13 protein-coding genes are annotated in these 12,097 nt (G+C 34.5%); 1 reads left to right on the top strand and 12 read right to left on the bottom strand.

Annotated features, from left to right (window positions below):
• Nucleotides 1–42: 42 nt before the first annotated feature.
• The 11 genes from AS180_RS22905 to AS180_RS19455 all read right to left on the bottom strand — a co-directional run bounded on the left by AS180_RS22905 (nt 43) and on the right by AS180_RS19455 (nt 10,010).
• Nucleotides 43–207, bottom strand: coding sequence for a hypothetical protein (locus AS180_RS22905; RefSeq protein WP_156413519.1), 165 nt, complete (start codon nt 205–207; stop codon nt 43–45).
• A gap of 331 nt (nt 208–538) precedes the next feature.
• The gene (locus AS180_RS19495) at nt 539–1,957 is read right to left on the bottom strand and encodes a sensor histidine kinase (protein WP_062687358.1); all 1,419 of its coding nucleotides are present in this window, start codon (nt 1,955–1,957) and stop codon (nt 539–541) included.
• Nucleotides 1,954–2,658 (bottom strand): response regulator transcription factor, encoded by a 705-nt coding sequence (locus tag AS180_RS19490; RefSeq protein WP_062687357.1) that lies wholly within the window; start codon nt 2,656–2,658, stop codon nt 1,954–1,956. The genes AS180_RS19495 and AS180_RS19490 overlap by 4 nt, the downstream gene beginning before the upstream one ends.
• 172 nt (nt 2,659–2,830) lie before the next feature.
• Entirely contained in the window at nt 2,831–3,160 is a 330-nt protein-coding gene (locus AS180_RS19485; RefSeq protein WP_062687356.1) for a (2Fe-2S) ferredoxin domain-containing protein, read from the bottom strand.
• 2 nt (nt 3,161–3,162) lie between these two features.
• Entirely contained in the window at nt 3,163–3,327 is a 165-nt protein-coding gene (locus AS180_RS22900) for a hypothetical protein (protein WP_156413518.1), read from the bottom strand.
• A gap of 13 nt (nt 3,328–3,340) precedes the next feature.
• The gene (locus AS180_RS19480; RefSeq protein ID WP_062687355.1) at nt 3,341–5,758 is read right to left on the bottom strand and encodes a heavy metal translocating P-type ATPase; all 2,418 of its coding nucleotides are present in this window, start codon (nt 5,756–5,758) and stop codon (nt 3,341–3,343) included.
• A gap of 82 nt (nt 5,759–5,840) precedes the next feature.
• On the bottom strand, nt 5,841–6,047 hold the full coding sequence (gene copZ, locus AS180_RS19475) for a copper chaperone CopZ (RefSeq protein WP_050689524.1): 207 nt from the start codon (nt 6,045–6,047) through the stop codon (nt 5,841–5,843).
• A gap of 17 nt (nt 6,048–6,064) precedes the next feature.
• Complete coding sequence (locus tag AS180_RS19470) at nt 6,065–6,397, bottom strand: metal-sensitive transcriptional regulator (protein WP_062687354.1); 333 nt, start codon at nt 6,395–6,397, stop codon at nt 6,065–6,067.
• Nucleotides 6,398–6,554: 157 nt separating this feature from the next.
• Nucleotides 6,555–7,733 (bottom strand): stage II sporulation protein P, encoded by a 1,179-nt coding sequence (spoIIP, locus tag AS180_RS19465; RefSeq protein ID WP_062687353.1) that lies wholly within the window; start codon nt 7,731–7,733, stop codon nt 6,555–6,557.
• A 218-nt stretch (nt 7,734–7,951) separates the two neighbouring features.
• Nucleotides 7,952–8,632: a response regulator transcription factor gene (locus AS180_RS19460; protein ID WP_062687352.1), complete on the bottom strand. Its 681-nt coding sequence runs from the start codon at nt 8,630–8,632 to the stop codon at nt 7,952–7,954.
• Nucleotide 8,633: 1 nt separating this feature from the next.
• Nucleotides 8,634–10,010 carry a sensor histidine kinase gene (locus AS180_RS19455; protein ID WP_062687351.1) on the bottom strand — a complete coding sequence of 459 codons (1,377 nt, stop codon included), beginning with the start codon at nt 10,008–10,010 and terminating at the stop codon, nt 8,634–8,636.
• A gap of 194 nt (nt 10,011–10,204) precedes the next feature.
• On the opposite strand from AS180_RS19455, the gene AS180_RS19450 reads away from it, so the two are divergent.
• Entirely contained in the window at nt 10,205–11,824 is a 1,620-nt protein-coding gene (locus AS180_RS19450; RefSeq protein WP_062687350.1) for a multicopper oxidase family protein, read from the top strand.
• Between the two features lie 102 nt (nt 11,825–11,926).
• Here the strand turns inward: AS180_RS19450 and AS180_RS21910 are convergent.
• Nucleotides 11,927–12,097: transposase (locus tag AS180_RS21910; protein ID WP_139109239.1), on the bottom strand; the 171-nt coding region annotated here is incomplete at its 5' end.

The following is a 12,097-nucleotide window of genomic DNA, read 5'->3' as shown; positions in this document are numbered from 1 at the left end:
CAAGGTTGGGACATAACGAAATGCTCCCTTCTCAAAGACGAATCATAACGTTTCTACAATAGTTAATTTATAGCAACAAGTTCGTTCCATTGCGCTACGGACACTCGCTTTCCGCGAGGAGGAATCTGAGCCTCCCCGCTGCGCTTGCGGGGTCTCAACCTTTCCTCTATCTCCCGCAGGAGTCGAGTGTCCTACGCTCCATTCCACCCTGTTTCCAACATTGTTTTCACAATCAACAAAAAACCTGAACGATTAAAAGTGAGAAACTCTCAATCGTTCAGGTTTATCATTAGCTGAATTACTTATGTCCCAGCCTCTTTATTTTTCTTTATTCCTATTCTTCAATTGTTTCTTTCTCTTTGATAACACTATATATAAGAGATAGATAATAATAACTATCAATAAAGCTACATGAGGATAAAATTCTTTAAGCCATATATACGGATTAGAATGAACGTGAAAATTAGAAGCAGAAGCTATAGAATATCCCGTGCAAGTTAGTCCCACAAGAATGAAAATGATAGGAGCAATATAACTGTTAAATTTCATCATTGCTCTTCTCCTCTGTAGAGTCCAATGGTAGTCTCACAAGGAAGGAAGTACCATTTTGACTTTTACTCTGTACCTCAATATTTCCTTGTAACAATTTTATAATTTCTGACACAATAGATAATCCTAATCCAGTGCCTCCCATTTTTCTTGACCTTGATTTCTCCACTCGATGAAAGCGATCAAATATAAATGGAAGTTCATCTTCGGGTATTCCTACACCTGTATCTTGAATCAATACACAAATATAATCTTTCTCTAGCCATGCACTTAGATAAATACTTCCTTTTTCTGTATAGTTCACAGCGTTTTCTAATAAGTTAAATAACACTTGCTCTATACGTGATCCATCTGAAAAAATCAACGGTAGCTCATCCTGAATGTTATAACTAAGATCTAAATTCTTTTCTCTTGCTTTTAGCATTACTTTCTTTATGGATTGTTCGATGATTTCTTCCAAATCAACGTGTTGTAAATATAATTCTAAACGCCCTTCCTCCATCTTAGAAAGTTCAAATAAATCTTGAATTAGCTTGGCAAGACGCTCTGCTTCACTTTCAATAATACTTGAGTAAGATTCTAACTCTTCTTTGTTTTTGTATTGATGTCTTTTCAAAAGTTGAGCATATCCCTTTAAGTAAGAAGTTGGTGTCCTCAGTTCATGAGAGATATTTGCTAAGAACTCACTTCTATTCTTTCTATAATTATTAAGTTCAATACTAAGATCATTGATTGCCTGTGCTAGAGATCCTACTTCATCTTTAGATGTAATATTAACCTTTGTCTCTAAGTTCCCTCGGGCAATTGCCCTTGTTGCTTTTTCCATTTTAATTAATGGACTAGAAAGTTTTTTTGAAACAAACAATGTATAGCCTAGAGCTAAAAAGATAGAGCCAATTATCGTAATTAAAATCCAGTTTCTGACGTTATGAAGCGAGCGATGAATTGCATCAATTGAGGAAAAGACTAATATCCCCCCCTCGAACTTTCCATTTTCTAGGATAGGCCGTCCTACTGTAAAGAAATATTCTTTGGTTTTTGGGTCAGTATAGCCCCTTTCAAAATGTTTGCTTTCTCTCAAGCGCAGGTATAATTCTTTTGGTATATTCTTTCCTTTTTTAAACGCAGATAAGTTGTTATTTGATAAAACTTTTCCATCTTTGTCCACTAATATAATATCTTTTTCTGTAATAGTACTTAGATATTCGTAAAAAGTTGCTTGATTTTCGTTAGGAGCCTCAGAGGTTTTAGATAAATTTAATGACAGCTCATTTACATTCTCATGTACTTGAGTAGAATATACACCTGAGAATATACGGTACGTAGAAAACCCGAATGGTAACAATACAATCAAAAATAAAATCATAATTGTTAATCCAAGTTTCCATATAACACTCTTAAAGTTCATTGTATGTCCTCTTGAATATTTAATTTATAACCTATTCCCCATACAGTTTTTATAAAGTTCATTTCTTTTTCCACTTTCTTAAGTTTAATACGAACATTTTTAACATGTGTATCTACCGTACGTAAATCGCGTGATTCATACATTTCCCAAATATTGTCCAATAAAATCTCTCTGGTAAATACTCTTTGAGGTTGGGAAGCAAGCAAAGCAAGTAGAGAAAACTCTTTAGCTGTTAATTCCACTAATTGGTTGTTAACAGTTAGTTGTCTACTTTCATTGTCTATTAGAAAACGCCCACTTAAAAATTTAATCTGATTATTACTCTCGTCTCTTTTTTGAATATGATCATATCTCCGTAGTAAAGCTTTTATCCTTGCCTTCAATTCTTCAAATTCGAATGGTTTAATTAGATAATCATCTGCTCCCAGCTCTAGTCCTTTCACTTTATCATAAAGTTCACTTCTGGCTGTTAACATAATAATAGGGGTATCTCCCTTTTTTAGTATTCTTTCACATACTGTCCAACCATCTACATGAGGTAACATAATATCTAGAACCACAAGGTCAAAAACTTGATTTTCTATATAATCTAGAGCAATTTGCCCATCTTTTGCTTCGGTTATATTATATTCATCTGAAAGATGTATTTTGAGTAAATTTAACATGTACTCCTCATCTTCAACAATTAAAATATTTTTCATTACTACACTCCTTATCGCTTGCTGAGAATCCTTCTTCTATTTAAAACATGAAATTGTGGAGAAAGTTTGAAGATAATTTGATTAAGGTACTGAAATTTTCTATTTTAACTACAGTTCTTTCTTTTCCAAGGATAAAAAAGAGTTTAGCTAAGGAAAAGCTAAACTCTTTTCACTATTCTGTTTTCTTCTCAATAAAGTGTTGTTCTTCGTAGTATAATAAAATTTTTTGCTCTAAAGGAAGCTCTTCCTTTATTTCTTCAATAAGCTTCCTTCCAGACTCTTCATCCATTTCTTTATACCAGATACCGTCTGGATACAAAATTGTAATAGCGCCATTTTTACACTGACCGTTACATAACGTCTTAGTTGTATGAATAAATTTAGTATAACCACTTTTTTTTATTTGGTCACGAATCGCTTCCGCAACTTCTTCGCCCCCATTTTTGCAGCAACTTTTCCCATTACAAATTAATATATGCCTTTGTACTTCTTGCATATTCATCCTTACAACACCCTGTCACTATAAAGTTTTTCAATTGGCATTGGAGCCGAAATCGATTGATGTTGTTGATGCTCATTCATTGGTTGCTGATTAAAACTGGACCAAATAGCATAAACTGCAACAACAATGACAAGGTATAAAACAGCTGAAATAATCCACTTTTTCATTACCTACACTCCTTTATAATTTGACTCTCTGCAATCTTAGTGCATTAAGAACGACAGAAACAGAACTGAAAGCCATCGCTGCGCCTGCTAACCAAGGAGCTAATAAACCAATCGCAGCAATCGGTATACCGAGTGTGTTATAACCAAATGCCCAAAATAAATTTTGTTTAATGTTTTGGATTGTCTTTTTACTCATAAAAATTGCATCAGCAATGCTGTTTAAATCTCCACGCATTAATGTAATATCAGCAGCCTCCATTGCTACGTCGGTACCTGTACCAATAGCCATACCAATATCTGCTAAAGCTAAAGCAGGAGCATCATTAATGCCATCCCCTACCATGGCTACTTTCTTACCTTGCTGTTGGAGTTTCTTTACCTCTTCTGCCTTGCCTTCAGGCAATACTTCTGCTATTACATGTGAAATACCTACTTGTTGAGCAATTGCTTGAGCAGTTTGCTTATTATCACCCGTAATCATAATGACTTCTAAGCCCATCTCTTTTAATCGAGTGACAGCTTCTTTTGAAGTTTCTTTAATAGTATCAGCTACAGCAATTAATCCTGCGTATTGCCCGTCGATAGCAACCAACATGGCTGTTTTTCCTTCACGTTCTAACTCAATCATTTTTTCTAAATCATTCTCAATTTGAATATTATTTTGGTTCATTAATTTACGTGTTCCAATTAATAACTCTTTCCCATTTACAACAGCTTTAATTCCAAAACCAGGAATAGCTTCAAATGTTGAAGGACTAGCTAATTCAGTCCCTTTTGCTTTAATCCCTTCTACAATAGCTTGAGCAAGAGGATGCTCAGACTGTCTTTCAGCTGAACCTACTAACTCTAAAAATTCCTGTTCTTTAATTCCGTCTGCTACAAATATGTCAGTTAATTCCGGAGTACCGTTCGTCACTGTACCTGTTTTATCTAAAATAATCGTATTAATTCTATGGGTAGTTTCTAAATGTTCTCCACCTTTAAATAGGATACCAAACTCTGCAGCACGACCTGATCCTGCCATAATAGAAGTTGGAGTTGCTAACCCTAGTGCACACGGACAAGCAATAACTAATACCGCAATTAATTTTTCTAGAGCTGAAGCAAAGTCACCTGGTTGAACCCAGATATACCAAATTAAAAAGGTAACAATAGCAATACCAACTACGATTGGAACAAATATACCTGATATTTGATCAGCCAATCGCTGAATAGGTGCCTTAGAACCCTGAGCTTCTTCCACTACTTTAATAATTTGCGCTAAAGCTGTATCTCTTCCAACTTTAGTTGCTTTTACTTTTAAAAATCCATTTTTATTGATTGTTGCACCAATAACTGCATCTCCAACAGTTTTATCTACTGGAACACTTTCTCCTGTTAACATGGACTCGTCTAAAGCTGATTGACCTTCTACAATTTCTCCATCTACAGGTACCTTCTCACCTGGTTTTACATACACAATATCTCCTGATTGTACTTCTTCAATTGGAATCTCAACTTCTTCTCCATTTCGTAAAACGGTCGCTGTTTTTGCCTGTAAACCCATAAGTTTTTTGATGGCCTCCGAAGAACGACCTTTAGCATTTGCTTCAAATAACTTACCTAATATAATAAGCGTGAGTAATACGGCACTTGTTTCATAATAAAGTTCAATCATTGGAGCGTTTGAACCTATTGATTTGATTGAAACATATAAACTATAGAAATACGCTGCACTCGTTCCTAAGGCGACGAGAACATCCATATTGGCACTTTTATTACGAAGCGCTTTGAAAGCACCTACATAAAATTGTTTACCTACAATAAACTGCACTGGTGTTGCTAGAGCTAATTGAACCCAAGGGTTCATTAACATGGCTGGCAATGGAATAAACGAAGTAAACGAAAAGTGACTAACCATTGCCCATAACAAAGGGAAACTTAGAATAAGTGAAAACCAAAACTTCCCTTTTTGCTTTGCAATTTCCTTTTCTCTATGATTCAAATCCTCTTCTTTTTCTTCTGACTTTAATGTAGCACCATATCCAAGCTTCTCTACTCGCTGAATCATATCTGTTGTACTTACCTGGGAGGGAGTATATTCTACAGTAGCTGTCTCTAGTGCAAAGTTAACTGTTGCTTTTGAGACTCCCTCTAATTTATTTAATCCTTTTTCAATTCGGTTTGCACAAGCTGCACAAGTCATACCTGTAATACTAAATTCATCTTTTTCATTTACAACGTCATAGCCCAATTTTTGAATTTTTTGCTCAAAATCTTGAGTAGTTGTTTTTGATGGATCGTATATTATAGTTGATCTTTCTAACGCAAAATTTACGTTAGCGTCTTGAACACCTTCAATTTTTTTTAATCCTTTTTCGATACGATTTGCACAAGCTGCGCAGGTCATACCGCTAATTTGTAAAGTGGTTTCTTTTTGCTGTTCGTTCATTTTATAACCTCCTATTATACCCCTACTAGGTATATTCAATACCTAAAGGAAGCGTGCGTAAAAATTCGCACGCTATTTTAATTTAGGCTACTTCATAACCTTGGTCATCAATCGCTTCTTTAATTGACTCTAAAGATACTTTGTTTTGATCAAATTCTACAGTTACCTTTGCTTCGCTTAAATTTACTTCTACGTGTTGGACACCATTAAGTTCACCAACACTACCTTCAACAGATTTCACACAATGACCACAAGACATCCCTTTAACTGATAACGTTACTTTTTCCATTCTTAACATCTCCTTTTTTATTTCATCAATCTTTTAATTGTTGTCAATAATTCATCTACTACTTCTTTGTCACCCTCTTGGACACGCTCTACTATACAGTGTTTAAGATGTCCTTCAAGTAATATTTTACTTACACCATTTAAAGCAGACTGTACGGCCGCGATTTGAGTAATGACATCATCACAATAAGTATCTTTCTCAATTAATCCTTTGATACCACGAATTTGTCCTTCAACACGATTCAACCGACTTGCTAGGTTTTTTTTTACTTCTGGAGAATGATGACTTTTTCGTTCACTATTTATAGAATAACAACTTTCTGAGTTGTTGCTTTCTTCTGATGTAGCCATTTAATTTCCTCCTTTCATATTATATTATATGGTACCCCCCTATCCTATGTGAAGGGGCAAATGCCTTTTTTTAAAAAAAAATTGAAGAATAGCTCTATAATAAGCAGAAAAGATTACAGAGATATTCTTCAATTTACCTTTATAAGTACTGTTTTTCTTATTGATTTGAAACAGCTTCTGCTTGCCAGTAATATTCAGCGATTACTTCTGCTAAAGCATCTGTTGTACGGTACATTTCTTCTAGTGTATTATCAACTCCACCGACTTCTATAATAATTGAATGTGTTGATAGGTCTTGATTGTATACGCCATTTCCTTGACTTTTATTTTTTTCAAATATACCTCTTGATATACCAGGATATTTCTGCTCTAAGCGTGTATTTAGTCCCTTAGCAAACTGTAAGTTCTTTTCATAATTATTGTACTCTGTTCCAATAATAAAAAATAATCGTGCATAATCTTTTCCTTGAATTTTTTTTGTGGTTACTGCTCTTCTTTGAGAATCCCGATGTAAATCAAAAAAGAACGTTAAATCTCTATTTTGATTAGTAGATGTTTGTAAAATTTCTCTGGTCATCTTATATGAGCTACGATAATCTAACCCTTTTGATTCTAACTCTTTTACTATATCGGTAGTATTTACTTCAGTTCCAATCCCTTTTTGTTCTAACTGTTCCCCTAATTTTTTTCCCACTAACATAATATTCATTTTAGAGTCATGAGCATTATCAGGATTATCTTCTCCTTTTAGGTAAGGTAAAAAGGATTCTCTGCTATGTGTGTGATAAATGAAGGCTACTTTCTTACCTTCTGTAGTCTTTGAAGGCTCTTCGTGTTTATGTTCGATATTTTGGTCAGTTTCTTCTATTTCTTTTAAATTTTCCTCTGATAATTCTATTTCTTTCAACAACACATCCATTGGTGGGGAAGATTCAATAGGGAGGTTGCTGTAATTCGTTCCTTCTCCTGCAACAATGATTTTTGTGTCAAAAGTTTTAAATCCAGGTATTTCATCTAGAAGGAGGCTGGCAGTTCGTTGTGATTGTATATCTGTAAGCAGTTCGATAATAACTGATAAGGTATTAGGCGGCTTACTATCATTTGGAAGCACTTGTCTAAAATATTTATTTTCAGTTCCTATGATATACATCATGGATTCCCCAGGAGAATTTCGTATCCATTGATTTAGTGTATGAGTATATACATAATTTTTTGAAACTGGATTCAAAATTAATACAGCTATAAGAGATGAAAAAATAATAATAAAAGCAAATATTGATCGCTTTGTATATCGCTCAGGCTTCTCTATAGGCCTTCTTCCCTTAATATGTTTCATGAACATCCTCCAGTACAGTAGGGTTGTTCTGTTAATCTAAGAGGAAACACACGTACTTATAAAAGTGAAATTTTCACTTTATAGCATGCAGCAGTGAAAGCCATAATAATTTACAAAAGTACCTTTCATAATATTTTATGTAATTTTTCTAATGAAATATTGTACTCTATTTCGTTTTCCATTGATGCATCTCTCTTGTTAATGACTGTATAACTTTGTTAATTCTTATCCACCCACTTATATCCTAAGCCCCATACCGTTTGGAGGTGATTATCTATTGGGAAGCCTGCCTTGCGCAGTTTATCTCTTACATTACGTACATGTGAATCAATTGTACGCCCCTCAATTTCAGCATCATATCCCCATACTAAAGTTAGTAAATCTTCACGATTAAATACTCTATTTGGATGCTGTAATAGTAGGCCTACTAATTTAAACTCTTTTGGCGTAACCTGTATTTCTTCATTTTCATATTTTAAAAAGTGGTATTCTCGACTCCATAGTAATCCTTTATAAGTGATTTCTTCTTTTTCAGTTGAAGACCTACGTAAAACAGCTCTAATACGAGCGATTAATTCTCCTTCACTAAAAGGTTTGACAATATAATCATCAGCTCCGGTATTAAGCCCCTTTATAATATCTCCGGTTTGATTACGTGCTGTTAACATTACAACTGGAATATTAGAAGTATTTCTAACTTCTTGGCATATTTCCCATCCATCTTTCTCAGGCATCATAATATCCAAAAGCATTAAATCTACCTTGTTTCCCTTATCCAAGTAGCTTAACGCTTCTACTCCATAATCAAATTTAATGCATGTAAATCCATTAGGAGTAAGGTAAAGTTCAAGTAAATCTAACATTCTTACTTCATCATCAACTAATAAAATAGTTGGCATTCTAAACATCCTCTCGAAGTGAAATTTTAACGGTTGTTCCCTGTCCTAATTTACTTTCTATTGTTACTTTTCCACCATGTGCTTCTACAATTTCTTTTACAATAGATAACCCTAGTCCATGGCCCCCACTTTTTCTTGATCTAGATTTCTCTACTCTATACAATTTATCAAAAACATAAGGCAAGTCAGTTGAAGGAATTCCTATTCCTTGATCTTTAAAAACAATATTAACTCTTTTTGGTAACTTTTCTACACTCAATGAAATCTCTGTTTCATCGTCAGAATACTTTAATGCATTGTCTAATAAATTGACAACCACTTGTTGGAACCTTTCAGGATCAATATTAAATTCAATTCCTTTTGGACAATTGAAATCTAACCTAATATCTTTTTCTTTTAAGGCTAAATCAAAGTGCTCAACTATATTTTTCAAGTAAGTGTAGAGTTCAATCTTTTGTTTTTGAATTAAAAACGTATGTTGATCAAGTTGTGCGAGTTGAAATAAATCTTTGAGCAATTGAGACAGCCTTTGGGCTTCCTCTTGGATTATGTTAAGGTACTTATTTCTTTCATCTTCACTATTCGATTGACGTTTAGCCACATCAGCATAACCTTTCAAGTACGTGAGAGGCGTTTGTAGCTCATGGGATATACTACTTAAAAACTCATTACGCTCTTGCTTTAAGCGTTGCAATTCGTTAGCTAAGGTTTGAATTGATGTGCCTAATTGACCCAATTCATCTCTTGAATGGGCGCCCAATCTTACAGAAAAGTCCCCTTGGCTAAGTTTTTGAGTTGCTTGTTTCATCCTTATAAGAGGAATGGTTATAAATTTAGAGAGCGCAAAAATAGTGATAATTGAAAACACTACTGAAATAGCTCCAACTACATAAAAATGATGTTGAAGCCTCGCAATCATTTCTTGAATATCTTTTGTATCCTTAAACATATAGACAGTTCCATAGCTTTGTTTATTTACTTTGATTGGAGAAGCTGTAGCGATATAGGGCTGACTTTTCCAGTCACCTTGCATGATTTCTCCTTGATATGCCAAAGAAGACCCCTTCCATTGCTCTACAGCTTCTTTAGCCCCTTTGAGTAGGGGAGCAGAGGTACGTATAATTTCTCCTTTTTCATTCGCAATAATTACATCTGTCTCTGCTTCTGATTCCATTAGAGCAACATGACTTAGAGTAGCTGGGTCGTGGTGCTTTTCCAGGACGTCACGATGACTGTTTCCTCTTAAACGTAAACCCTCTAATTCTTCTGAAATTCTAGTATTAGCCAGTCCATTATATAGATAAAAAAATAGGCCTGCTTCAATGACTAAAATGAAAGCTAAAAACAGTAAGCCAAGTTTTATTGAAATTTTATTCATGTTTTCACGTCCTTTAACTTAGCCTTAAGCAAATTTTAGAAAAAATATGTGAAGAAAGTGTGCAGATAGGATAATAAATCCAAATTAATTTTAGACAAATTTCTTAAAAAATTAATTATTTACAGTATCTGCAAACATTCTGCACAATTATAAATTAAATTATAGATACATCAAATTATTATGGAGGTGCCGTAGTGAAAAAATTATGGCTTACTTTAATTTTAGTATTACTCGCTATTGTTGGGGTTGCTTGCTCCAACAGTGAAGGAAGTATGAAAGGGCATGACATGTCTAAAATGAATGAAGAGGATATGTCAGATCAAGATATGTCCAATATGAATGCAAGTAAGGGAAAGGAAAACAGTACAGAAAACCTTCCCTCTACTCAAACTACAAAAGTGAAAACAGGAAAAGAATTTACTCTTACAGCTAAAGAAGCTACACATGATTTTGGAAATGGAACAAAATTACCTGTTTGGACATACGATGGTTCTGTACCTGGATCCCAAATTCGAGTTAAACAGGGGGATAAAGTTAAAGTCAATTTAAAAAATGAATTATCTGAACCTGTTACAATTCACTGGCATGGGCTTCCTGTACCAAACAGTCAAGATGGTATTCCAGGGGTCACTATGAATGCTGTACAGCCTGGCAAAACATTCACTTATGAATTTACAGCTTCTGTTCCGGGAACATATTGGTACCACTCTCATCAAGATAGTGTAAACCAGATAGATAAAGGCTTATACGGAACGTTGATTGTAGAAGGAAAAGATGAAGAAAAAGTGGATAAAGATTACACACTTGTATTAGATGAATGGATTTCATCTGGTGAGAGCAGTATGGAAGGTATGGATCATGGTTCCATGACAAGTGATAAAGATACCAAAGATACAGATGACTCAACTGAAAGCATGGATGGGATGAACATGGACATGGAAGAAGACATGAGCATGTATGATCTTTATACCATTAATGGAAAAAGTGCAAAAAATATGGAAACCCTGAAAGTTACAGAGGGAGACACTGTGAAACTTCGTTTAGTAAATGCAGGATATATCTCTCATAAAATACATGTACATGGATATGACTTTAAAATTGTCTCAACAGATGGGCAACCAATTAATGACCCGGCTATTATAAAAGATCAAACGGTGACAGTCGCTCCAGGTGAACGATATGATTTAGTATTTAAAGCTAACAACTCAGGAACATCGTATATTGAATCTCATGATGATACGGATGCTGCTAAAAATATGGTTGCTAAAATTGTTTATGATAACTCAAAGAAAGCAAATGATAAATTAAATCCAAAAGAGTCTTTACCAAATGTAGATATCACTAAATATGGTAAAACTACAAAAAGTGAATTCTCTCTTGATACTAAATTTGACGTTGATTATAAAATGAATCTTGGTACAGCTATGAAAGACAATAGCATGGTTTATACAATCAACAATAGAACCTATCCTAATACTGAACCATTAGATGTAAAAGAGGGCGATTTAGTTAAAGTAACGTTGAAAAACACATCTAAATCAGCTGATCATCCAATGCATTTACATGGACATTTCTTTCAAGTACTAAGTAAAAACGGAAAGCCTATAGAAGGTTCACCACTGATGAAAGATACGCTTAATGTTAAACCAGGTGAAGAATATGTTGTAGCATTTAAAGCTGACAATCCTGGAAACTGGATGTTCCATTGTCATGATTTACATCATGCTTCTGCTGGAATGGTCACTGAAGTAAAATATAAAGGCTATAAAGCATCTTTTACACCAGATTCAAAGGCAAATAATAAGCCTGAATAAAATAATGAGGCTGGGACATAACTAGCCAAAAATAATGAAAAAGGGTTCTCATCATCGCATTTTGATGATGAGAACCCTTTTTTGTTGATCTGTTTGATTGGTCTATGCACATTTTACGCTGGAGGCGATGTACTTTCGTACATTCACCGCCATGAACGCAAACCCTAATTCGTTTTTCACGTTCTCTTTGCCTCTTACGGACATTCGAGTGAAACGCAAATTAGCCTTCAGATATCCAAAAACTGGTTCTACGTCAATCTTACGTTTTCCGTA

The organism is Priestia veravalensis, from assembly GCF_001457055.1.
Lineage (GTDB): Bacteria > Bacillota > Bacilli > Bacillales > Bacillaceae_H > Priestia > Priestia flexa.
The sequence above is the reverse complement of the archived record's forward strand: the minus strand, read 5'-3'. Positions and strand labels throughout refer to the sequence as shown.